General features: G+C 61.9%; 24 protein-coding genes. 7 read left to right on the plus strand and 17 right to left on the minus strand.

Annotated elements, in window-relative coordinates; genetic code table 11:
- Positions 1-67 precede the first annotated feature (67 nt).
- The gene (locus DYL59_RS07355; RefSeq protein WP_135288572.1) at positions 68-964 is read left to right on the plus strand and encodes a DMT family transporter; all 897 of its coding nucleotides are present in this window, start codon (positions 68-70) and stop codon (positions 962-964) included.
- Here the strand turns inward: DYL59_RS07355 and DYL59_RS07360 are convergent.
- Positions 918-1,676 carry a substrate-binding periplasmic protein gene (locus DYL59_RS07360; protein WP_135288573.1) on the minus strand — a complete coding sequence of 253 codons (759 nt, stop codon included), beginning with the start codon at positions 1,674-1,676 and terminating at the stop codon, positions 918-920. The genes DYL59_RS07355 and DYL59_RS07360 overlap by 47 nt on opposite strands.
- A 133-nt stretch (positions 1,677-1,809) precedes the next feature.
- On the opposite strand from DYL59_RS07360, the gene dnaX reads away from it, so the two are divergent.
- The 4 genes from dnaX to recR all read left to right on the plus strand — a co-directional run bounded on the left by dnaX (position 1,810) and on the right by recR (position 6,037).
- Complete coding sequence (gene dnaX / locus DYL59_RS07365; protein ID WP_135288574.1) at positions 1,810-3,819, plus strand: DNA polymerase III subunit gamma/tau; 2,010 nt, start codon at positions 1,810-1,812, stop codon at positions 3,817-3,819.
- 43 nt (positions 3,820-3,862) lie between these two features.
- Positions 3,863-4,201 (plus strand): YbaB/EbfC family nucleoid-associated protein, encoded by a 339-nt coding sequence (locus DYL59_RS07370; protein WP_003175481.1) that lies wholly within the window; start codon positions 3,863-3,865, stop codon positions 4,199-4,201.
- Between the two features lie 132 nt (positions 4,202-4,333).
- Positions 4,334-5,368, plus strand: coding sequence for an NADP-dependent oxidoreductase (locus DYL59_RS07375; RefSeq protein WP_135288575.1), 1,035 nt, complete (start codon positions 4,334-4,336; stop codon positions 5,366-5,368).
- A 66-nt stretch (positions 5,369-5,434) separates the two neighbouring features.
- Positions 5,435-6,037, plus strand: a complete 603-nt coding sequence (gene recR / locus DYL59_RS07380) for a recombination mediator RecR (protein ID WP_027603720.1) — start codon at positions 5,435-5,437, stop codon at positions 6,035-6,037.
- A gap of 241 nt (positions 6,038-6,278) precedes the next feature.
- On the opposite strand, the gene DYL59_RS07385 is transcribed toward recR, so the two are convergent.
- Together DYL59_RS07385 and fnr are read right to left on the minus strand one after the other, a co-directional pair.
- Entirely contained in the window at positions 6,279-6,827 is a 549-nt protein-coding gene (locus tag DYL59_RS07385; protein ID WP_135288576.1) for an adenine phosphoribosyltransferase, read from the minus strand.
- A 79-nt stretch (positions 6,828-6,906) separates the two neighbouring features.
- Positions 6,907-7,641: a fumarate/nitrate reduction transcriptional regulator Fnr gene (fnr, locus tag DYL59_RS07390; RefSeq protein WP_016979302.1), complete on the minus strand. Its 735-nt coding sequence runs from the start codon at positions 7,639-7,641 to the stop codon at positions 6,907-6,909.
- Positions 7,642-7,794: 153 nt separating this feature from the next.
- Here fnr and DYL59_RS07395 point away from each other — a divergent pair, with 153 nt between their 5' ends.
- A complete protein-coding gene (locus DYL59_RS07395; protein WP_135288577.1) occupies positions 7,795-8,259 on the plus strand; it encodes a hypothetical protein in 465 nt (154 codons plus the stop codon).
- 6 nt (positions 8,260-8,265) lie between these two features.
- Here the strand turns inward: DYL59_RS07395 and hemN are convergent, their stop codons facing one another.
- From hemN to ccoN (DYL59_RS07465), 14 genes are all read right to left on the minus strand, one after another.
- The gene (gene hemN / locus DYL59_RS07400; RefSeq protein WP_135288578.1) at positions 8,266-9,648 is read right to left on the minus strand and encodes an oxygen-independent coproporphyrinogen III oxidase; all 1,383 of its coding nucleotides are present in this window, start codon (positions 9,646-9,648) and stop codon (positions 8,266-8,268) included.
- Positions 9,649-9,751: 103 nt separating this feature from the next.
- A complete protein-coding gene (locus DYL59_RS07405) occupies positions 9,752-10,435 on the minus strand; it encodes a sulfite exporter TauE/SafE family protein (RefSeq protein WP_135288579.1) in 684 nt (227 codons plus the stop codon).
- Entirely contained in the window at positions 10,428-10,640 is a 213-nt protein-coding gene (gene ccoS / locus DYL59_RS07410) for a cbb3-type cytochrome oxidase assembly protein CcoS (protein WP_135288580.1), read from the minus strand. Before ccoS ends, DYL59_RS07405 begins: the two co-directional genes overlap by 8 nt.
- A gap of 22 nt (positions 10,641-10,662) precedes the next feature.
- A complete protein-coding gene (locus tag DYL59_RS07415; protein ID WP_135288581.1) occupies positions 10,663-13,107 on the minus strand; it encodes a heavy metal translocating P-type ATPase in 2,445 nt (814 codons plus the stop codon).
- A 137-nt stretch (positions 13,108-13,244) separates the two neighbouring features.
- A complete protein-coding gene (locus tag DYL59_RS07420) occupies positions 13,245-13,784 on the minus strand; it encodes a FixH family protein (protein WP_135288582.1) in 540 nt (179 codons plus the stop codon).
- A gap of 15 nt (positions 13,785-13,799) precedes the next feature.
- Positions 13,800-15,203 (minus strand): cytochrome c oxidase accessory protein CcoG, encoded by a 1,404-nt coding sequence (gene ccoG / locus DYL59_RS07425; protein ID WP_135288583.1) that lies wholly within the window; start codon positions 15,201-15,203, stop codon positions 13,800-13,802.
- A gap of 309 nt (positions 15,204-15,512) precedes the next feature.
- A complete protein-coding gene (gene ccoP, locus DYL59_RS07430) occupies positions 15,513-16,490 on the minus strand; it encodes a cytochrome-c oxidase, cbb3-type subunit III (protein WP_135288584.1) in 978 nt (325 codons plus the stop codon).
- On the minus strand, positions 16,487-16,672 hold the full coding sequence (locus tag DYL59_RS07435; protein ID WP_003193169.1) for a CcoQ/FixQ family Cbb3-type cytochrome c oxidase assembly chaperone: 186 nt from the start codon (positions 16,670-16,672) through the stop codon (positions 16,487-16,489). Before DYL59_RS07435 ends, ccoP (DYL59_RS07430) begins: the two co-directional genes overlap by 4 nt.
- 5 nt (positions 16,673-16,677) lie before the next feature.
- Positions 16,678-17,286, minus strand: a complete 609-nt coding sequence (ccoO, locus tag DYL59_RS07440) for a cytochrome-c oxidase, cbb3-type subunit II (RefSeq protein WP_025854274.1) — start codon at positions 17,284-17,286, stop codon at positions 16,678-16,680.
- A complete protein-coding gene (ccoN, locus tag DYL59_RS07445; protein ID WP_135288585.1) occupies positions 17,286-18,728 on the minus strand; it encodes a cytochrome-c oxidase, cbb3-type subunit I in 1,443 nt (480 codons plus the stop codon). Before ccoN (DYL59_RS07445) ends, ccoO (DYL59_RS07440) begins: the two co-directional genes overlap by 1 nt.
- 470 nt (positions 18,729-19,198) lie before the next feature.
- Positions 19,199-20,146 (minus strand): cytochrome-c oxidase, cbb3-type subunit III, encoded by a 948-nt coding sequence (ccoP, locus tag DYL59_RS07450; protein WP_135288586.1) that lies wholly within the window; start codon positions 20,144-20,146, stop codon positions 19,199-19,201.
- Entirely contained in the window at positions 20,143-20,343 is a 201-nt protein-coding gene (locus DYL59_RS07455) for a cbb3-type cytochrome oxidase subunit 3 (protein WP_065909612.1), read from the minus strand. The genes ccoP (DYL59_RS07450) and DYL59_RS07455 overlap by 4 nt, the downstream gene beginning before the upstream one ends.
- Positions 20,344-20,346: 3 nt before the next feature.
- Positions 20,347-20,955: a cytochrome-c oxidase, cbb3-type subunit II gene (ccoO, locus tag DYL59_RS07460; RefSeq protein ID WP_135288587.1), complete on the minus strand. Its 609-nt coding sequence runs from the start codon at positions 20,953-20,955 to the stop codon at positions 20,347-20,349.
- Between the two features lie 10 nt (positions 20,956-20,965).
- On the minus strand, positions 20,966-22,390 hold the full coding sequence (gene ccoN, locus DYL59_RS07465) for a cytochrome-c oxidase, cbb3-type subunit I (RefSeq protein WP_135288588.1): 1,425 nt from the start codon (positions 22,388-22,390) through the stop codon (positions 20,966-20,968).
- A 79-nt stretch (positions 22,391-22,469) separates the two neighbouring features.
- On the opposite strand from ccoN (DYL59_RS07465), the gene DYL59_RS07470 reads away from it, so the two are divergent.
- Complete coding sequence (locus DYL59_RS07470) at positions 22,470-23,162, plus strand: alpha/beta family hydrolase (RefSeq protein WP_135288589.1); 693 nt, start codon at positions 22,470-22,472, stop codon at positions 23,160-23,162.
- Positions 23,163-23,253: the final 91 nt, after the last annotated feature.

Raw genomic sequence — 23,253 nt, forward strand, 5'->3', positions numbered from 1 at the left:
TTAATTGTCCTACGCCATGCCCGGCCTAAGACTGGCGGTATTCCTTCTCCGTTTCTGGATACCGTCGATGAATCCCCCGTCACCCGTGAAGCTTACGCTAGTGATTGCCAGCGTCATCCTCTGTTGGGCCTATTCGCCGATTGGAGTGCACGTGGGGCTGCTCAGCTACACCCCAGGCCAGTTGGCGTTGCTGCGGTTTTTGATCGCATCGGTGTTTATGGCCGGGGTGGCGTTGGTGGTGGGTATCGGCCGGCCGCGCCTGGGAGATCTTCCGTGGTTGCTGGTGCTGGGTTTTTTCGGCGTGTTTCTGCACCACACCAGCCTCAACTATGGGCAGCAATTCGTCACGGCAGCAGCCTCAAGCGTACTGGCGCAGTCAGCACCGCTGTTCAGTGTGCTGATCGCGTTTTTTTGCTTGAACGAGCGGGTCAGCGCCTGGCGCTGGGGCTGCGTGCTGCTGGGGGGGCTCGGCGTACTGGTGGTGATCTGGGGCGACCGTGGCTTGGGCGATATTGACCCTCGCGGCTTGCTGATCCTGCTAGCGGCGGTGGCGTGGAGCGTGTATTTCGCCATCCAGAAACGCTACGCCCATCGCTACAGCCCGTTGACCATGGCGTGCTACATGGTGTGGGCGGGCACCTTAATGCTCCTGATAAACCTGCCGGGCCTGCCCGCCGCCGTGATGCAGGCACCGTTGGCGCAGAACCTGGCGGTGCTGGTGTTGGGGATCTTCCCGAGTGCCCTGGCCTACCTGGCCTGGGGGTACGTGTTAAAGCATGTCGACGTCAGCCGGGCATCCGTGGCGATGTACCTGATCCCGCCGGTGGCGATGCTGATGGCGGCGACCTTGCTCGGCGAACACATTGCCTTGCAGGTGGTGATGGGCGGGGTGGTCGTGCTGGCCAGTGTCGCGGCGGTCAGTCTGGAAGGGCGCTGGACGCGCGCTCCCCGGTGTACAGCTTGATAATGTCGTCGATCTCGCCTGACATCTTCATCCGCAACAACGTGCGCAAAATGCGCTGCACCGGCACATTCGGGTCGTTACGTACGGTGCAACCCAGGCTTTGTTCCTCTATGACCGCGACTTTATGCAGGCGCCGGCCCGGTGGCAGGCCCTGGTTGAAGCGGTCCAGGATCCATTCGTTGGTGACCGCGTACTTGAAGCGCCCGGCCACCAGTTTGTGCAGCACTTGTTCTTCGCTGCGCGCGTCGTCGCGAATGAGTTGGCCGCTGGCAAACAGAGGATCGAGCGCGGTGTAACGGTAGTTGAGTACCGTCCCGATCAACTGGGCGGGCAGTTTATCGATCTGCACGGCTTGAGTCGGTACGTGGGTGGCCACCAACAGGTTGCGCTGTACCCACAGCGGCACGCTCCAGGTGTAGTCGCCGGACATATTGTCGACCCACGACTGGGCCACATAGCAGCGCACATCAATGTCGCCGTGCTCCATGGCCCCTGCGATGCGTGCGCGAGCCAGCACATGGAATTGGGCCGGGTGCCCCACCTGGGTGGCCAGGCTCGACATCAAGTCATACAGGATGCCCTGGGTGGGCTGGCCGTCCTCCAGTTGCACCATGGGCATCGCCCAACTGTCGGAAACCGAGAAGCGCAGCGGTGCGGGCGCTGCAAGGCTTGCCGTGGTGATCATCCATAAAGCGCCCAGGACTACGCGCATATGCTCTCCGGGTTCAGGCCTTTCGCGGGCCAGTCAGGAGAGCTTAGTCAGATTAGGCGAGCGTGCCGGATGCAATTTCCCCCTTGCTCCGCTAGCATTACCGGCTTCTGTTTCCCAGTTGCGACGGTTTTCGATGAGTTATCAGGTTCTTGCACGTAAATGGCGTCCGCGCTCGTTCCGCGAAATGGTCGGCCAGACCCATGTGCTCAAGGCTCTGATCAATGCCTTGGACAGCCAGCGGCTGCACCACGCCTACCTGTTTACCGGTACCCGTGGGGTGGGCAAGACCACCATTGCGCGCATCATCGCCAAATGCCTGAATTGTGAAACCGGTATCACTTCTACGCCCTGCGGCACCTGCTCGGTGTGCCGGGAAATCGACGAAGGCCGCTTCGTCGACCTGATCGAGATCGACGCCGCAAGCCGCACCAAGGTCGAAGACACCCGCGAGTTGCTCGACAACGTGCAGTACGCGCCCAGTCGCGGGCGCTTCAAGGTCTACCTGATCGACGAAGTGCACATGCTCTCCAGCCACTCTTTCAACGCCCTGTTGAAAACCCTGGAAGAGCCGCCGCCCTACGTCAAGTTCATCCTGGCCACCACCGACCCGCAGAAACTTCCTGCAACCATCCTGTCGCGGTGCCTGCAGTTCTCCCTGAAAAACATGACCCCCGAGCGGGTGGTCGAGCACTTGACCCATGTGCTGGGCGTCGAGAACGTACCGTTCGAAGACGACGCACTGTGGCTGCTGGGCCGCGCCGCCGATGGGTCGATGCGTGACGCCATGAGCCTCACCGACCAGGCCATCGCCTTTGGTGAAGGCAAGGTGATGGCCGCCGATGTGCGCGCCATGCTCGGCACCTTGGACCACGGCCAGGTCTTTGACGTGCTTCACGCGCTGATCGAAGGCGATGCCAAGGCCTTGCTCGAAGCCGTGCGCCATTTGTCGGAGCAAGGCCCGGACTGGAACGGCGTGCTCTCGGAAATCCTCAACGTGCTGCACCGCGTCGCCATCGCCCAGGCCTTGCCTGAGGGCGTCGACAACGGCCACGGAGACCGCGACCGCGTGCTGGCCCTGGCCCAGGCGTTGCCGGCCGAAGATGTGCAGTTCTACTACCAGATGGGCCTGATCGGCCGCCGTGACCTGCCGCTGGCACCGGACCCGCGCGGTGGTTTCGAAATGGTCCTGCTGCGGATGCTGGCCTTCCGGCCCGCCGATACGGCAGACGCGCCGAGACAGCCGCTAAAGCCAGTGGGGATCAGCCAGGCCACAGTTGATTCCGCCAAACCAGTGGCTGGCGTGGCGGTGGTTGCGCCAGTGGTTGCCGCACCTGCCCCAGCGCCTGAGCCGGTTGTGGACCCTGAGCCGGTGGTCGATCTGCCGTGGAATGACCCTGTAGAAGCCGAGGCCGAGCCCGAAGTCGAGCAGCAGCCCGCCGTGGAACCGGTGCTGGAGACCATTGGCGAGCAGCCCGAGTTGACGCCAATGCCTGCGCCGACGCCGGACAGCGTCGTGCCTGCGGCGCCGGAATGGGTCAGCGCACCGGTGCCCGAGCCGACCGTCGCCCAAGTGGAAGCGGCCGTTCCGGGTATCGACGACGATGAGCCGCCGCTGGACGAAGATTACATCGAGCCGGACATGGATTCGGCCTACAGCTACCTGGACGACCTGGCCAGCGAACATACCGCCGAGCCGGCCCCTGAGCCCGAGGCGGAACCTGCTGCGGCGCCGGCCACCGGGCTGGCCCTGCAATGGCTGGAGCTGTTCCCGAAACTGCCGATCTCGGGCATGACCGGCAGCATCGCCGCCAACTGCACCCTGATCGCCATTGACGGCGACCACTGGCTGCTGCACCTGGACCCGGCCCACAGCGCCCTGTTCAACGCCACCCAGCAGCGTCGCCTCAACGATGCGCTGAACCAGTACCATGAGCGCACGCTGACCATCGCCATCGAATTGATCAAGCCCGAGCAGGAAACCCCGGCCCAGGCTGCGACCCGCCGGCGCATCAACCGCCAGCGCGAGGCCGAAGACTCGATCCATGGCGATCCGCTCATCCAACAAATGATGCAACAGTTCGGTGCGGTCGTCCGCCACGATACTATTGAACCTGTCGAAGCCCCGGTGCCCCAGGCGTCCTGACACCGGGCTACTCACTTGATCCACGAACTTTGAGGGAATTCCCATGATGAAAGGTGGCATGGCCGGCCTGATGAAGCAGGCGCAGCAGATGCAGGAAAAGATGGCCAAGATGCAGGAAGAACTGGCCAACGCCGAAGTCACCGGTAAAGCCGGTGGCGATATGGTCAGCGTGGTGATGACCGGTCGTCACGACATCAAGCGCGTGAGCATCGACCCAAGCGTATTGCCAGGTGTGGGCGAAGATGACCTGGAAATGCTCGAAGCGCTGTTCGCCGCGGCCGTCAATGACGCGGTGCGCAAGATCGAAGCCAACAGCCAGGAAAAAATGGGCGGCGTCACCGCCGGCATGCAACTGCCGCCGGGCATGAAGCTGCCGTTCTAATCGGTGCGCGTTAGCTAGAATCAAATGCCAGGCCCAGTGCCTGGCATTTTTGTTTGTGTGGATCCGATCGAACCCTGGCCCTGCAAACAGGGTCTGCACCCTATACCGATGAATTCGTAAAAGGAGCCCCTGATGCCTCAACAACCGATTCTGAATCAACGCATTGTCCTGGTCTCACGCCCCCAGGGAGCACCGACCCCAGAAAACTTTCGTCTGGAGCGCGTGAACCTGCCGGAGTTGGCAGACGGCCAGGTGCTGCTCAAAACCCTGTACTTGTCCCTGGACCCGTATATGCGCGGTCGCATGAGTGATGCGCCATCCTACGCCGCGCCCGTAGAAATCGACGACGTAATGACCGGTGGGGCGGTAAGCCGAATCGAGCAGTCGCGCAACCCGAAATTCGCCGTGGGTGACCTGGTCGTTGGCTCCACTGGCTGGCAAAGCCACAGTATTTCCGATGGCCGCAACCTGATGCCGGTGCCCAAGGGCCTGGCCAGTGCGTCCATGGCCTTGGGTGTGCTGGGCATGCCGGGCATGACCGCCTACATGGGCCTGATCGACATCGGCCAGCCCAAGGCCGGGGAAACCCTGGTGGTGGCGGCGGCGTCCGGCGCAGTGGGCTCGGTGGTGGGGCAGGTGGCCAAGCTCAAGGGCTTGCGTGTGGTGGGTATTGCAGGCGGTGCGGACAAGTGCCGCTATGTAGTGGACGAACTGGGCTTTGATGCCTGTATCGACCACAAGAGCGCAGATTTCGCCGATGAACTGGCGCAAGCCTGTTTCAAGGGCGTGGACATCTACTTTGAAAACGTCGGCGGCAAGGTCTTCGATGCGGTCGTGCCCTTGCTCAACCCCAAGGCGCGCATTCCGCTGTGCGGGCTGATCGCCGGCTATAACGCCCATCAGGCGCCTAGCGGCCCCGACCGGCTACCGGCGTTGCAACGCACCTTGCTGACCAAGCGGGTACGCATCCAGGGCTTTATCGTGTTTGACGACTATGGTGACCGTCACGCCGAGTTCATTGCGGCCATGGCGCCTTGGGTGCGCGAGGGCAAAGTCAAATTCCGCGAAGACGTGGTGGACGGCCTTGAGCAAGCGCCCGAGGCCTTTATCGGTTTGCTCGAAGGGCGCAACTTCGGCAAGTTGGTGGTGCGCGTCGCGCAAGATTGAGCATTTGACGCTAATCCGAGGCGCGGGTATAAACCGCGTCTCGTTGTTTTGTCGGACCCTAGCCCCATGAGCTTCAGCCCCCTGATTCGCCAACTGATCGACGCCCTGCGCACCTTGCCGGGCGTGGGCCAGAAAACCGCCCAGCGTATGGCGCTGCAACTGCTGGAGCGCGATCGCAGCGGCGGCACCCGCTTGGCCCAGGCCCTGAGCCAGGCCATGACCGGGGTAGGCCACTGTCGTCAATGCCGCACCCTCACCGAGGAAGAACTCTGCCCGCAATGCGCCGACCCGCGCCGCGACGACACCTTGCTGTGCGTGGTGGAAGGGCCGATGGACGTATATGCGGTGGAGCAGACCGGCTATCGCGGGCGCTACTTTGTGCTCAAGGGCCACCTGTCGCCGCTGGACGGCCTGGGCCCGGAGGCTATCGGTATTCCGCAGTTGGTGGCACGTATCGAAGAGCAGGGCACGTTCACTGAAGTGATTCTGGCCACCAACCCCACGGTGGAAGGTGAGGCCACGGCCCATTACATCGCCCAATTGCTGAGCAACAAAGGCCTGGTCACCTCGCGTATCGCCCATGGCGTGCCGCTGGGTGGGGAGCTGGAGTTGGTGGATGGCGGCACGCTGGCGCATTCGTTTGCGGGCCGCAAGCCAATCGCGCTCTAAAACACACCGCATTTCGAAGGATGTACTCGGTCAAATGTGGGAGCGGCGGTGCGACGGTTCGACTTGCCCGCGAAGGCGGCGGGTCAGTCAACATCTTGGTGTCTGATACACCGCATTCGCGAGCAAGCCCGCTCCCACAGTCGACCGCGTTCCAAAGGATGTACTCGGTTAATTGTGGGAGCGGCGGTGCGACGGTCCGACTTGCTCGCGAAGAGGCCGGTACCGACAGTCAAGAAACCCGTTATTGCTCAGTCAACGCAAACTGCGTCAAACAAAACGTCGGAATCCCCATATCTTCCAAACGCTGCGACCCGCCCAGCTCCGGCAGGTCAATAATCGCCGCCGCTTCAAAAATCTTTGCCCCCATGCGCCTTACCAGGTTCGCCGCCGCAATCAACGTTCCGCCGGTGGCGATCAGGTCATCGAACATCAGCACCGAATCGCCTTCGCACAGGCTGTCGGCGTGCACTTCCAGGAGCGCCTCGCCGTATTCGGTCTGGTAACCCTCGGCCAGCACGTCTGCTGGCAGCTTGCCCTGTTTGCGGAACAGGATCAGCGGCTTGTTCAGTTGGTAGGCAATGATCGAGCCGATCAAAAAGCCCCGCGCATCCATCGCGCCGATATGGCTGAAATCGGCCTCGACATAGCGGTGGGCAAAGCTGTCGGCCACCAGGCGCAGGGCGCGGGGCGATTGGAACAGCGGCGTGATGTCACGGAAGATCACCCCAGGCTTGGGGAAGTCGATGACGGGGCGGATCAGGGATTTGATGTCGAACGAATCGAAGGTCATCGTCGAAGAGTCCTGGGGCTGGAAACGGACTCGAAGTATACCTGCGGCCTCGCCGATTGGCGCGGCCGCAGTGTCTGGGTCAGCCTTCCAGCGAGCCACCGGCCAGGGCGCACAACTGGATCGGGTCCAGGATATGCACTTCCTTGCCCTCGGCGGCGATCAGTTCGTTCTGCTGGAAACGGGTAAACACGCGGGACACGGTTTCCACCGCCAGGCCCAGGTAGTTGCCGATTTCATTGCGCGACATGCTCAGGCGGAACTGGTTGGCCGAGAAGCCCCGAGCACGGAAACGTGCCGACAGGTTGACCAGGAACGTGGCGATGCGCTCGTCAGCGGTTTTCTTCGACAACAGCAGCATCATTTGCTGGTCGTCACGGATCTCGCGGCTCATCACGCGCATCAACTGGCGGCGCAATTGCGGCAGTTGCAGGGCCAGCTCGTCCAGGCGTTCGAAGGGAATTTCGCACACCGAGGTGGTCTCCAGGGCCTGCGCCGACACCGGATGAATCTCAGTGTCCATGCCCGACAAGCCCACCAGTTCGCTGGGCAGGTGGAAGCCGGTGATCTGCTCTTCGCCGCTGTCGCTCAGGCTGAACGTCTTCAACGCGCCCGAACGCACGGCATAAACGGAATCGAACTTGTCGCCCTGGCGGAACAGGAATTCACCTTTTTTCAGCGGGCGCCCACGTTTAACGATGTCGTCCAGCGCATCCATGTCTTCCAAATTCAACGAAAGTGGCAAGCAGAGGGGGGCCAGGCTGCAATCCTTGCAATGAGCCTGGCTGTGAGCGCGCAGTTTGACTGGCTCGGACATATCTTAAATCCTTGTGGGAAAACACACATAAGACGTAAGGGTAACGCACTGAGTGAGGGTCAGGCCAGCCTGTACAAAAAACCGACAGGGGTATAAAGAATTTTCACGGTGTGCCGATGGCCTGCTATCAACCATGGAACCTGGACGTTCACCATGCCTTCCTTGACGCTCGATCTGGCGCTGCGCACGCAGATTGCGACAGCGCCTGAAACGAAAAAGCCCGCCACCGCTGTTGCAGTTGCCAATGCACCGACGCCCGATGAGACCAAGCCTGCGGTTTCGGTGGTGATTTCCGGTGCTGCGATGAAAGCGGCAGCCGCCGAGAAAACCTCCAACAGTGATATCGAAGACAGCGGCTTGTCGGATACCGTCCAGCAACTGTTGAAGATGATCCGTGAAATCAAAAAGCAGATCGCCGAGAAGCAAGCCGAACTGGCAGCGGTCATGGCTGACAAATCCTTGAGCCCCGAACAGGCCCAGGCCAAAATCGCGGCCCTGCAATCGGCGTTAGGTGCCCTGCAGGCCAGTTTGACTACCGCCCAGGCGTCTTTGACCAAGGTGATGAAAGACATGGGCGCCGAAGAAGCGATGAAAGTGACCAGTCTGCTGATGAAGTAACCGCACTCAGATCACCCGCGAGAACCGTTGCCGGTTCTGGTGCTCAAGGTAAGCGTCAAACACCATGCACACCGAGCGCACCAGTAGCCGGCCGGCCGGCAACACCTCAATGCCCTGGGCGTTCAGCTCGATCAGGCCGTCTGCGGCCATGGCCTCAAGCTGGGGCCAGATCTCATCAAAATAGCCGCGAAAATCAATGTTGAAGGCCTGTTCGATCGTCTCGAAAGCCAGGCTGAAATTGCAGATCAGTTGCTGGATCACGGCGCGCCGCAACCGGTCGTCGGGGTTGCACACCAGGCCACGGCTGGTGGCCAGTTGCGCGCTGGCCAGGGTGTTCTGGTAGGCGTTGAGGTCGCTGCTGTTCTGGCAATACAAGTCGCCGATCTGGCTGATGGCCGACACGCCCAACCCAATCAAGTCGCAATGGCCGTGGGTGGTGTAGCCCTGGAAATTGCGCTGCAATGTCCCTTCTTCCTGGGCGATGGCCAGTTCGTCATCCGGCAGGGCAAAGTGGTCCATGCCGATGTAGCGATAGCCGGCCTGGGTCAGTTGCTCGATGGTGGTTTGCAGCATCAGCAGTTTTTCGGCCGGGGACGGCAGGTCGTCGGCGTTGATGCGCCGCTGGGGCATGAAGCGCTCCGGCAGGTGCGCGTAGTTGAACACCGATAGGCGATCCGGTTGCAGGCGGATCACTTCTTCCACGGTGCGTGCAAAGTTGATCGGGGTTTGCTTGGGCAGGCCGTAGATCAGGTCGATATTGATCGAGCGAAACTGCAGGGTACGCGCCGCATCGATCACCGCGCGGGTTTCTTCCAGGCTTTGCAGGCGGTTGACCGCCCGTTGCACCTCGGGGTCGAGGTCTTGCACACCGATGCTCACGCGGTTGAAACCCAACTCGCGCAGCAGGCCCATGGTGGCCCAGTCGGCTTCGCGGGGGTCGATTTCGATGCCGTAGTCGCCGGAGTCGTCGTCCAGCAAATTGAAGTGCTGGCGCAGGCGGCCCATGACCTGGCGCAATTCGTCGTGGCTGAGGAAGGTGGGGGTGCCGCCGCCGAAATGCAGTTGCTCCACCGGCTGTTTGGGGTCGAGGTGGCAGGCCACCAATTGGATTTCCTGCTCCAGGCGCTGCAGGTAAGCCTGGGCGCGGCCACGGTCCTTGGTGATGACTTTGTTGCAGGCGCAGTAGTAACAAATGTTGGCGCAGAACGGCACATGCACATACAGCGACAACGGCCGCACGGCCTTGCGGCTGTCACGCAGGGCGTGGAGCAGGTCAAAGGTGCCGACCTGGCTGCCGAATTGGACGGCGGTGGGGTAGGACGTGTAGCGCGGTCCCGCCAGGTCGTAGCGATGAATCAGATCGGTATCCCAACGAATGGCGTCGAGCATGCGGGCGTTCCCCCGGATAGGCTAATGGGCCGAGTCTAGGGGCGTGGCAGGGAGGGCATCTTGATTTGCATCAACGGGGAGCGGCGCTATGCCACATGGCCTTTTAATGGCCCATTAGCCAGTGCTGATGCGGACCGGGCAGCGTCCAGATCCCGAACAGCACGACCAGCAAGCCACCGGCCATGCGCACGCTGCGTTTGCGCAGTAGCGCCGTGACCCGCTCTGCCGCCAAACCGGTTGCCAGCAGCACCGGCCAGGTACCCAGGCCGAACGCCAGCATCAGCAAGCCGCTGTCAATCGCATTGCCCTGGCTGGCGGCCCACAGCAATGTGCTGTAGACCAGCCCGCACGGCAGCCAGCCCCACAGCGCGCCCAGCAGCAAGGCGCGCGGCAGGCTGGACACCGGCAGCAACCGGCTGGCAACCGGCTGGATATGCCGCCACAGTCCGCGCCCGAGGGCTTCGATGCGCGTCAAGCCGCTCCACCAGCCAGCCAGGTACAAGCCCATGCTGATCAGCAACAACCCGGCCAGCACGCGCATGAACATCGCCGCCGGGCTGTTGGCCACGGCCCAGCCCGCCAGGCCGATCAAGACGCCAGCAGCGGTGTAACTGAGGATGCGCCCCAGGTTGTACGCCAGCAGCAGACGAAACCGCCGGCTGCGTTGCTCCTTGGGGATGGCTAGCGTCAGCGCGCCCATCAGCCCGCCGCACATGCCCAGGCAATGCCCGCCACCGAGCAGGCCGAGGATCAGCGCAGAAACCAGCAACGGCGCCAGTTCAAGCATGGGGCGGGTCTTTGGGCGGTTGCTCGGGGTGGTTGGCTTGTTCGACGCCGGCCAGGTGGTTAGGGTCCTGGTCGTCGAACAGCACGCTGTGGGCCGGGCCGTCGAGGTCGTCGTACTGGCCGCTGTCCACGGCCCAGAAGAAGATGTAGATGGCCACGCCCACTAATAGCAGCGCCGCAGGAATCATCACGTAGAGAGCTGGCATCGGTACTCCATGTCCGCGCGGTTCATGCCGGCAGCGGACGGGTGACTGTAGGGGCGCTGGCGGCTGGCGTGCTCGGCTGACGAGTCAGGCGCAGGGCGTTGAGCACCACGGTCAACGAACTGAGAGACATACCTATCGCTGCCCAGATGGGTGTGATCCAACCCAGGGCAGCAAACGGCAGCATAAGGCCATTGTACAGCCCGGCCCACAGCAAGTTTTCAACGATCACGCGGCGGGTGCGGCGTGCCAGGCTAAAGGCTTGTACCAAGGCATCCAGGCGGTTGGACAGCAGCACGGCATCGGCGCTGGTCTTGGCCAAGTCGGTGGCCGAGCCCATCGCCACGCTGATATCGGCGGCGGCCAGCACGGGCACATCGTTCACCCCATCACCCAGCATCAGCACCTTGCGGCCTTCCTTGTGCAACTGTTGCAGCACCTGCAGTTTGTCGTCGGGTCGCAGGCCGCCACGGGCTTCGTCGATGCCCAACTCGGCGGCGACACCGGCCACCATGGGCGAGCTGTCCCCCGACAGCAGCAGCGTGCGCCAGCCGCGGGCCTTGCACGCGGCCAACAGGGCGGGCGCGTCGCTGCGCAGGCGGTCATCGAGTACGAACCAGGCGAGGGCGCCATGGGTATCCCCCAGTAGCAACCACTGCCCGGCTTCATCCGGTGAGGTCGGGATCGGGCAACCGCTCAACGCGCAGACAAAGCCCGGTTGGCCGATGCGCAATTGGCGCTCACCGACACGCCCTTCCAGGCCAAGGCCGGGGGAACTGAGTACTTCGTCGGCGGCCAGCGGTGCGCGGCCAAACGCGCGGGCAATCGGGTGTTCGGAGCGGTTTTCGAGGGCGGCGGCCAAGCTCAGGCAGTCATCGCTGCCCAGCGCACCCAGGGGCCGGATGGCGCGCAGTGCCAAGCGGCCTTCGGTCAGGGTGCCGGTCTTGTCGAAAATCACCGTGTCGATCTGGTTCAAGCCTTCCAGCACATGGCCACGGGTCAGCAACAACCCGAGTTTGTGCAAGGTGCCGGTGGCGGCGGTGAGGGCGGTCGGCGTTGCCAGGGACAGCGCACACGGGCATGTCGCCACCAGCATCGCCAGCACAATCCAGAAGGCCCGCGATGAATCCAGTTCCCACCACGCCACACCGATCACGGCAGCGGCGATCAACGAGCACAGCAGGAACCACTGCGCGGCGCGGTCGGCGATTTGTGCCAGGCGCGGCTTCTCGGCCTGGGCCCGGTCCAGCAGGCGCACGATGGCGGACAGGCGCGTGTCATGCCCCAGGGCGCGCACCTGCACCGTCAGTGCGCCTTCGACGTTGAGGGTGCCAGCGGTGACCGCATCCCCGGCCTGACGGGGCTGCGGCAAGTACTCGCCGGTGAGCAGGGACTCATCGATGCTCGACTGGCCCTCCAGAATCACCCCATCGGCGGGCAGCACCGCGCCGGGATGTACCAGCACGCGGTCGCCCACGGCCAGTTCACTGAGCAGGATGCGTTCGCTCTGGCCGTCAGCATTCAGGCGCAGGCACGAGGCGGGCAGCAGGTTGACCAACTGCGCGGTGGCCGCCGCTGTGCGTTCCCGTGCACGGCGCTCCAGATAGCGTCCGGCCAGCAGGAACAACGCAAACATGCCCACCGCATCGAAATACAACTCGCCGACGCCGGTGATCGCCGTCCAGATGCCCGCCAGGTAGGCACCGCCGATGGCGAGGGACACCGACACATCCATGGTCAGGTGGCGCGTGCGCAGGTCGCGCATGGCGCCTTTGAAAAACGGCGCGCAGCTGTAGAACACGATGGGCGTGGTCAGAAACATCGCCACCCAGCGCAGGATCACATGCAACTGCGGGCTCAGGTCGATATTGAATTCCGGCCAGGTGGCCATGGTGGCCATCATTGCCTGGAACCACAGCAGCCCGGCCACACCCAATTGGCGCAAGGCCCGGCGGTTTTCGCTGGCCAGTTGTTCGGCGGCGCGGTCGGCTTGATAGGGGTGGGCGGCGTAGCCGATATGCCGCAACTCGGCGAGCAGGTGGCTCAAGGGCAATTGCCCATCGGCCCAGCGCACATGCAGGCGATGGTTGGACAGGTTCAGCCGTGCCTCGGCCACGGCGGGCAGGCTGCGCAGGTGTTTTTCGATCAGCCAGCCACAGGCGGCACAGCTGATGCCTTCCATCAAAAGGGTGGTTTCGGCGAGGTCGCCTTCGTGGCGCACGAAGGGCTTTTGCACGTCGGCGCGGTCGTACAGCGCCAGTTCGTCCACCAGTTGCACCGGCAATGCCTCGGGGTTGGCCGAGGCTTCGCTGCGGTGCTGGTAATAGCTTTCCAGCCCACCGGCCACGATGGCTTCGGCCACGGCCTGGCAGCCGGGGCAGCAGAGTTCGCGGCGCTCACCGAGGATGACCGTGGTGAAACGGCTGCCGGAGGGGACGGGGAGGGCGCAGTGGTAGCAGGGGGTGGTCATGGGCTGGAATCTATGGTGGCTGGGAGGGCCTCATCGGGGGCAAGTCGAATCGTCGCACCGCCCCTCCCACATTTGACTGTGTTCACAAATCAAAAGGTGGGAGGGGGCTTGCCCCCGATGCGCGAAGCGCCGGCTGTTTACTTTTTCAGGTCTTCGGCACCTTGCAACGGTTCATCCCCCAACAGCAAATCCTTGTCATGGCTGACCTCTTCTTCTTCGAACAGGCGCCAGGTCTTGTCACCTTCTACTCCGAGCAACTCGACAAAACGCCGCCCTTCGACCTTGTCGGTAACCTGGCCAATATAGCGACCCGGCTCGCTGTCGCTGCGGGCCAGGTTGATCTTGCGGTCTTTGTCTGGCTGGGTCGGGGAAATCAAATTGAGTTCCAGCGTGTTCGGGTTGCTGTAGCCCGTGAGGTTCAGCTCGACTTCACCGGTCAATTCGTCCAGGTGCAGCTTGGCGCGCAATTGCAGGGTCTGGGCCAGCCGTTCACGGTCCAGGGAGCGGTTGATGCCTTTGCCGGCCTCGTAGTAGTTGTCGTTGACCAGGTTGTCCGGGTTGTTCACCGCGATGGTCACCATCGACAAGGTCAAGGTCACCGAGCAGGCCAGGATGGCAATGATGATCCAGGGCCAGAGGTGCTTGTACCAAGGGCTTGCGGCAGTTGCGACGGACATTGTTCTGCTCTCTCGTTAACGAACTTGGGGGCCGATGAAACGGCTCTTGGCTTCAACACGGACGCTGGCGTCATCGGCATCGGTGAGGATGAATTTCACCTCGTTGGTGCTCGACGGCAATTGCTCCGGCGCACTCGACAACTCCACGGGCATGCTGACGATATCGCCAGCCGCCACCTTGATCTCGCGCCGGCCTTGCAGCTTGAGGTCGGGCAGGCCGGCGGCATCGAGCACGTAGGTGTGGTCGCGCTGGTCTTTGTTCATGATCTTCAGGCTGTAGACGTTTTCGATACGGCCTTCGGCGTTTTCGCGGTACAGCACGCGGTCTTTGCTCACGTCAAAACCCACCAACGAGCGCATGAAGAACGCTGCCACCAACAGGCTGATCATCGCCAGCAACACCAACGCGTAACCGATCAGGCGTGGGCGCAGCTTGTGGGTCTTCTGCCCGGACAGGTTGTGCTCGGTGGTGTAGCTGATCAGGCCGCGGGGGTATTCCATCTTGTCCATGATGTTGTCGCAGGCATCGATACAGGCGGCGCAGCCGATGCATTCGATTTGCAGGCCGTCGCGGATGTCGATGCCGGTGGGGCATACCTGCACGCACATGGTGCAGTCGATGCAATCCCCCAGGCCCTCGGCCTTGTAGTCGCTGCCCTTTTTACGCGGGCCACGCAGTTCGCCACGGCGCGGGTCGTAGGAGACGATCAGGGTGTCCTTGTCGAACATCACGCTCTGGAACCGCGCGTAAGGGCACATATAGATGCACACCTGTTCACGCAGCCAACCAGCGTTGCCGTAGGTGGCGAGGGTGAAGAAACCCACCCAGAAGTACGACCAGCCATCGGCCTGGCCGGTGAAGAAGTCGACCACCAGTTCGCGGATCGGCGAGAAGTAGCCGACAAAGGTCAGGCCGGTGACCAGGCCGATCAGCAGCCACAGGGTGTGCTTGCTGAATTTGCGCAGGAACTTGTTGGCGCCCATGGGCGCCTTGTCGAGCTTGATGCGCTGGTTGCGGTCGCCTTCGGTGACTTTTTCGCACCACATGAAGATCCACGTCCACACGCTTTGCGGGCAGGTGTAGCCGCACCACACGCGGCCGGCGTACACGGTAATGAAGAACAGGCCAAACGCCGCGACGATCAGGATGCCCGAGAGCAGGATGAAGTCCTGGGGCCAGAAGGTCGCGCCAAAAATGAAGAATTTACGCTCCGGCAGGTTCCACCACACCGCCTGGTGACCACCCCAGTTCAGCCACACGGTGCCGAAATAGAGCAGGAACAGGGCGGCGCCGCCGAGCATGCGCAGGTTACGGAACAGGCCGGTGAAGGCGCGGGTGTAGATTTTCTCGCGCGAGGCGTAGAGGTCGACGGTTTTGGCAGGGGGCGTTACGTCATGGACCGGTATTTGGTTGCTCATCATTGCATCCCACGGCGGTGGAGATTTGCCTCGGCCAGTACATGCCGGACGGGGTCAAATTAAAGGTCTTGCAGTGGCGTCATGATACGCCCCCGATGATGTTGAACGGGGGCGACCTCTATGATCTGGATCAATTGAATTGGCAAGTATGGTCGGTTTTTCCGGTCTCGGTCTTCAAAGCACTGGAGATTCAATGTGGGAGGGGGCTTGCTCCCGATGGCAGTGTGTCAGTCAGTTAATCTGGCACTGATACACCGCCATCGGGGGCAAGCCCCCTCCCACATTGGTATTTCTGTGGTTTCAGAAACCCTACTGCTCCTCAGCCTTCTTATCCCCATGAGACAAGCTGTACACATACGCTGCCAACAAATGCACCTTGTCATTACCCTGCAACTGCTCTTGCGCCGGCATCTGGCCCTGGCGGCCGAAGCGGATGGTTTGCTGCAGTTGGGCAAAGCTTGAGCCGTAGATGAATGCACCCGGATGAGTCAGATCGGGCGCGCCCAGGGCAGGGGTGCCTTTGCCTTGCGGGCCGTGGCAGGCGACGCAGTAGGTGCCGAAGATTTTCTCGCCGTTGGCCACGTCAGCCTTGACGCCTTCGGGCAGTTTTCGGCCGTCGAGCTTGGTCACCACAAAGGCGGCCACATCGCTCACGCCTTGTTCCTTCAAGCTCTCCAGCCAGCCCGGCATGGCGGCATGACGGCCCTTCATGATGGTTTCCTTGATGGTGTCCGGCGCCCCGCCCCAGCGCCAGTCGGCGTCGGTCAGGTTGGGGAAGCCGTAGGCACCCTTGGCGTCGGAACCATGGCACACCGAGCAGTTGGAGGCGAACAGGCGGCCGCCCATTTTCAAGGCTTGCGGGTCCTTGGCCACTTCTTCAATGGGCATGGAGGCGTATTTGGCGAAGATCGGGCCGAACTTGGCGTCGGACTTGGCCATTTCCTTTTCCCACTCGTGCACGCCGGTCCAGCCGGTCTGGCCGTTGGCGAAAGGGGTTTGCTTGTCGGTGTCGAGGTAGTTGTAGCCCGGCAGCAGGCCTTTCCAGTTACCCAGGCCGGGGTACAGCGCCAGGTAACCCAAGGCGAAGATGATGGTGCCGACGAACAGCATGAACCACCATTTGGGCAACGGGTTGTCGTACTCCTCGATGCCGTCGAACGAATGGCCGACGGTTTCGTCGGTTTGCTCGGTGCGCTGGCCCTTGCGGGTCGACAGCAGCAGCCAGGTCAGGGCGAAGATGGTACCCAGACTGAGGACTGTGACGTACAGACTCCAGAACGTAGTCATTCTTTGTTACTCCTAGAAGCTTGCTCGACGTGCTTGATGGCTTCGGGATCATCCGCAAAGGGCAGCATGGTCGCGTCGTCAAACTCCGACTTGCGCCGTGGGCTGAACACCCACAGCGCCAGGCCGATAAAGGCCACCATCACCACAACGGTGCCCAGGCCTCGAATCATCCCGATATCCATGAAGGTCACCGTTTGCTTTTGATGAGGGTGCCCAGGCCTTGCAGGTAGGCCACCAGTGCGTCCATTTCGGTCTTGCCCTTCACGGCTGCGGCTGCACCGGCAATGTCTTCGTCGGTGTAGGGCACGCCCAGGGTGCGCAAGACTTCCATTTTTTTCGCGGTGTCCTTGCCGTCGAGCTTGTTTTCCACGAGGAACGGGTACGCCGGCATTTTCGATTCAGGCACTACGTTGCGCGGGTTGTACAAGTGCGCACGTTGCCAGTCATCGGAGTAACGCCCGCCGACACGGGCCAGGTCCGGCCCGGTGCGCTTGGAACCCCACAGGAACGGGTGGTCCCACACGCTTTCACCGGCCACTGAGTAATGGCCGTAGCGTTCGGTTTCGGCGCGGAACGGGCGGATCATCTGCGAGTGGCAGCCCACGCAACCGTTGGCGATGTAGACGTCGCGGCCTTCCAGTTCAAGGGCGGTGCGCGGCTTCATGCCTTCGACCGGCTTGTTGGTCACGTCCTGGAAAAACAGCGGAACGATCTGGGTCAGGCCACCGATGCTCACGGCGATGACCATGAAGAAGGCCAGCAGGCCGATATTCTTCTCGACGACTTCATGCTTCATCAGTGGGCTCCCACAACGGCGATCTTGGCGGCGGCTTCGGCTTCTGCAGGGTCGGCGGCACGTACGGTGCGCCAGACGTTGTAGGCCATGAACAGCATGCCGGCGGCAAAGAACGCACCGCCCAGAGCGCGCACGATGTAGCCCGGGTGGCTGGCTTGCAGCGCTTCGACGAACGAGTAGGTGAGGGTGCCGTCATCGTTGATTGCACGCCACATCAGGCCCTGGGTAATGCCGTTGACCCACATCGAGGCGATATAGAGCACGGTGCCGATGGTGGCCAGCCAGAAGTGCGCGTTGATCAGCCCGACGCTGTGCATCTGCACGCGGCCGAACAGTCTTGGGATCATGTGGTAGATCGCGCCGATGGAGATCATCGCCACCCACCCGAGGGCACCGGCGTGTACGTGGCCGATGGTCCAGTCAGTGTAGTGGGACAGCGAGTTGACGGTCTTGATCGCCATCATCGGCCCTTCGAAGGTCGACATGCCGTAGAACGCCAGGGATACCACCAAAAAGCGCAGGATCGGGTCGGTGCGCAATTTATGCCAGGCGCCCGACAGGGTCATCATGCCGTTGATCATGCCGCCCCAGCTCGGGGCCAGCAGGATGATCGACATGGCCATGCCCAGTGACTGCGCCCAGTCCGGCAGCGCGGTGTAGTGCAAGTGGTGCGGGCCAGCCCAGATGTACAGGGTGATCAGCGCCCAGAAGTGCACGATGGACAAACGGTACGAGTAAATAGGACGTTCGGCCTGTTTGGGCACGAAGTAGTACATCATCCCCAGAAAACCGGTGGTCAGGAAAAAACCCACCGCATTGTGCCCGTACCACCACTGGATCATCGCATCCGTGGCCCCGGCGTAGGCCGAGTAGGACTTGAACAGGTTCACCGGCAGGGACGCGTGGTTGACGATGTGCAGCATCGCCGTCACCAGAATGAAGGCACCGTAGAACCAGTTGCCCACATAGATGTGTTTGGTCTTGCGCTTGACGATGGTGCCGAAAAACACCACGGCATAAGTCACCCACACGATGGCGAGTAAAATGGCGATGGGCCATTCCAACTCGGCGTATTCCTTGGTGGTGGTGTAGCCCAGGGGCAGGGTGACGATGGCGCTGACGATGACCGCTTGCCAACCCCAGAAAGTAAAGGCGGCGAGGCCGTCGGAGATCAGTCGCGTCTGGCAGGTTCGCTGCACGACATAGTAGGAAGTGGCAAACAGTGCACAGCCACCGAAGGCGAAGATCACCAGGTTGGTGTGCAGTGGGCGCAGGCGACCGAAGGTCGTCCAGGGCAGGTCGAAGTTCAACTCCGGCCAGACCAGTTGCGAGGCGATGAACACCCCGAGCCCCATGCCAAGGATCCCCCAGACCACCGTCATGATGGCGAACTGGCGGACTACCTTATAGTTATAAGCAGTCGGACTGATTGCTGTGCTCATTCTAAGGTTCCACGGTTTAAGTATTTTTATAGGTAGAAATCGGCCGCAAGTATGTAGAAAGCGAGAGGCCAATGCAACGCAACGCTGACCTGCGTCAAGGCGTTCCACGCCAGATTCTGCGCCCTTTCCCTGTTTGGTGTAAGGACAAAATCCAAAATCGAAAGCTGATCAAGTGGACAGGAAATTTTAGGGGGTGCAACGAATGCCGTTGCGCACGCCAAAACCGGCCTGCTGTGGAGCAAGCGTAGACCCGAATGGCAGGGGGGGAAAGTTGTGCTTTGGAAGGGTGCGACACTTGGTCGCGTAAGTGAAAACGACATAGGATCACTGTAGGAGCGAGCTTGCTCGCGAAGAGCTCAACAGCGCCGCGTTGATTCTGGATAAACGCTTCGCCCTCAGGTTCTTCGCGAGCAAGCTCGCTTCTACAGAAAAAGCGGCTGCCGCTCCTGATCGGTAGCGGCAGTAAAGGGTTACTGAGCGGGGCTTTCTGGCGTTGCGCCATCAGCGGTATGGGACAGGCTGTAAACATACGCCGCCAACAAGTGCACCTTGTCATTGCCTTGCAGCACGTCCTGCGCCGGCATCTGGCCCTGGCGGCCGTGACGGATGGTCTGCTGCAACTGCGCCAGGCCGGTGCCGTAAATGTAGCCGGCGGGCTTGGTCAGGTCGGGCGCGCCCATGATTTCCATGCCGTGGCCCTCTGGACCGTGGCAAGCCACGCAAGTGGTGCTGAACGACGCTTGGCCTTTGGCCAGATCGGCAGTGCTATCGGCGGGCAATGGCAGCTTGGCCAGTTCATGACGCACATAGGCGGCAACGTTCTTCACACCTTCATCGCCGAGCATGCCACCCCAGGCCGGCATCGCCGCGTGGCGGCCGTTCATGATGGTGGTCTTGATGGCTTCGGCCGAACCGCCCCAGCGCCAGATGTTATCCGCCAGGTTGGGGAAGCCGAAGGCGCCCTTGGCATCCGAGCCGTGGCACACCGCGCAGTTGGAGGCAAACAGGCGACCGCCCATTTTCAGCGCTTGCGGGTCCTTGGCCACTTCTTCCACCGGCATGGCGGAGAACTTGGCGAAGATCGGCCCGAACCGGGTGTCGGCCTTGGCCATCTCCTTTTCCCATTCCTTGGCCGAGGTCCAGCCGTCTTCATAGCCCGGCAGTACGCCTTTCCAGTTGCCCAGGCCCGGGTAGAGGACCAGGTAGCCGACCGCAAACACCAAGGTGCCGGCGAACAGCATGAACCACCACTGCGGCAGCGGGTTGTCGTACTCCTCGATCCCGTCGAAGGCGTGGCCCATGGTCTGGTCCACGCTGCCCTTGGTCTCGCCCTTGCGGGTGCCGATCAACAGCCAGGTCAGGCCGAACAGGCTACCGAGGGTCAGTACGCAGATCCATGTACTCCAAAATAGGGTCATGGCCGATTGCTCCTTGTTGCAGGCTCTTCTTGAGCGTCGGATGGAGTGGGTTCGTCGGCGAACGGCAGCAGGCGCGCCTGCTCGAATTCCGCGTTGCGCCGGTTGTTGAACACCCACAGCGACAGGCCGATAAAGGCGATGGCGACCACCAGCGTGCCAAGGCCGCGGATGGTGCCCGCATCGAATTCAAATCCCATGGCTCACCTCTTGCTCTTGATGGCTGTGCCGAGTACTTGCAGGTACGCAACCAGCGCGTCCATTTCGGTCTTGCCTTTGAGGCTGGCCACTGCACCGCTGATGTCGTCGTCGGTGTACGGCACGCCGAGGGTGCGCATCACGCTCAACTTTTTCTCGGTGTGGCTGCTGTCGACTTGGGCTGTGACCAGCCACGGGTAGGCCGGCATTTTCGACTCGGGCACCACGTTGCGCGGGTTGTACAAGTGCGCGCGGTGCCAGTCGTCCGAGTAGCGCGCGCCGACGCGGGCCAAGTCTGGCCCGGTACGCTTGGAGCCCCACAGGAACGGGTGGTCCCATACGCTCTCGCCGGCCACCGAGTAGTGGCCGTAGCGTTCGGTCTCGGCACGGAACGGACGGATCATCTGCGAGTGGCACTGCACACAGCCTTCGCGGATGTAGATGTCGCGGCCTTCCAGTTGCAGCGCGGTGTAGGGCTTCATGCCTTCTACCGGTTTGTTGGTCACGTCCTGGAAGAACAGCGGGACGATCTGGGTCAGCCCGCCGATACTCACGGCCAGCACCATCAGCAGCATCAGCAGGCCGACGTTCTTTTCAATCGTTTCGTGTTTCATCACAGACTCCTCAGGCCAGCTGCGCAGTGGTGGCAGCTTCGACAGGCTGCGCCGAACGCACGGTGCGCCAGGTGTTGTAAGCCATCAGGAACATGCCGCTGAGGAACACCGCACCGCCCACCAACCGCACGATGAAACCTGGGTGGCTGGCCACCAGGGTTTCGACGAAGGAGTAGGTCAAGGTGCCGTCTTCGTTGACCGCACGCCACATCAGGCCCTGGGCGATGCCGTTGACCCACATCGAGGCGATGTAGAGCACGGTGCCGATGGTGGCCAGCCAGAAGTGCGCGTTGATCAGGCCGAGGCTGTACATCTGCTCGCGACCGAAGATTTTCGGGATCATGTGGTACAGCGCGCCGATGGAGATCATCGCCACCCAACCCAAGGCACCTGCGTGTACGTGGCCAATGGTCCAGTCGGTGTAGTGGGACAGGGCGTTGACGGTCTTGATCGCCATCATCGGGCCTTCGAAGGTCGACATACCGTAGAAGGCCAGGGAGACGACCAGAAAGCGCAGGATCGGGTCGCTGCGCAACTTATGCCAGGCGCCCGAGAGGGTCATCATGCCGTTGATCATGCCGCCCCAGCTTGGGGCCAGCAGTACCAGCGACATCACCATGCCCAGCGACTGTGCCCAGTCCGGCAGCGCGGTGTAGTGCAAGTGGTGAGGGCCGGCCCAGATGTACAGGGTGATCAGCGCCCAGAAGTGGACGATGGACAAGCGATAGGAATACACCGGACGCTCGGCCTGCTTGGGCACGAAGTAATACATCATCCCCAAAAAGCCTGCGGTGAGGAAAAAGCCTACCGCGTTGTGCCCATACCACCACTGCACCATGGCATCCGTCGCACCGCCGTAGAGGGAGTAGGACTTGGTCAGGCTGACCGGGATTTCCAGGTTGTTGACGATATGCAAAATGGCCACGGTGATGATGAACGCACCGAAGAACCAGTTACCCACATAGATGTGCTTGGTGTTGCGCTTCATCACCGTGCCGAAGAACACAATGGCGTAGGCCACCCAGACGATGGTGATGAGGATATCGATGGGCCATTCCAGCTCGGCGTATTCCTTGGAGCTGGTGTAGCCCAGCGGCAAGGAGATCGCGGCCAGCAGGATGACCAACTGCCAGCCCCAGAAGCAGAATGCGGCGATTTTCGGCGCAAACAGCTGGGTTTGGCAGGTGCGTTGCACCGAGTAGAAGGAGCTGGCAAACAGCGCGCAGCCACCGAAGGCGAAGATCACCGCGTTGGTGTGCAACGGGCGCAGGCGGCCGAAGCTGGTCCACGGCAGGTCAAAGTTCAGAGCAGGCCAGACCAATTGGGCGGCGAGAAAAACCCCGAGCCCCATGCCGACGATGCCCCACACCACCGTCATAATGGCGAATTGGCGGACCACCTTGTAGTTATAGGCGGTACTTAATGTAGTGTTCATGGTTCCCCATCCACGGTTCAACCCAAGCAAATGCGGCACTTGGGCTGGAGTTATAGGCAGACTAAATAGCGAGGCAAGCATGTCCAAAGAGCACAAGGCCAGTATTGACGGGGATCAATGGGCGCAGTGTGTGCGGGAACACGGGTGGTTGTGGGATGCCGCGACGGGCGTGGCAGGGCATGAACCTGTGACGCTGATCCTGGCCCACGGCGCTGGCGCACCGATGGACTCATCCTTCATGAGCGACATGGCTGCACGCCTTGCCGGGCATGGCGTCAACGTGTTGCGCTTTGAGTTTCCCTACATGGCCCAACGTCGTGCGGACGGCGGCAAACGCCCACCGAACCCGGCGCCGAAACTGCTCCAAGCCTGGCGTGAGGTGTATGCCGAGGTGCGACGTCATGTCACGGGAAAGCTGGCCGTTGGCGGCAAGTCCATGGGCGGGCGCATGGCCAGTTTGCTGGCCGATGAACTGGGCGCCGATGGGCTGGTGTGCCTGGGGTATCCGTTCTATGCGGTGGGCAAGCCGGAGAAACCACGGGTTGAGCATTTAGCCGGTTTGAAGACGCCGACCTTGATCGTGCAGGGCGAGCGCGATGCCCTGGGCAATCGGGCGGCGGTGGGGGCGTATGACTTGTCGCCGAGCATCGAGGTGATGTGGCTGGTGGCGGGGGATCATGACTTGAAGCCACTTAAGGTTTCGGGGTTTAGTCATGAGCAGCATTTGGAGGCTGCTGCGGTGCAGGTGGCCAAGTTTTTGGTGGGCTATTAGGGCCCCATCGGGGGCAAGCCCCCTCCCACATTCGACCGCATTCCAAGGGATGTACGCGGTTAACTGTGGGAGGGGGCTTGCCCCCGATAGC

It is taken from the genome of Pseudomonas kairouanensis (assembly GCF_004682055.1).
In the GTDB taxonomy this organism is placed as follows: Bacteria; Pseudomonadota; Gammaproteobacteria; order Pseudomonadales; family Pseudomonadaceae; genus Aquipseudomonas; species Aquipseudomonas kairouanensis.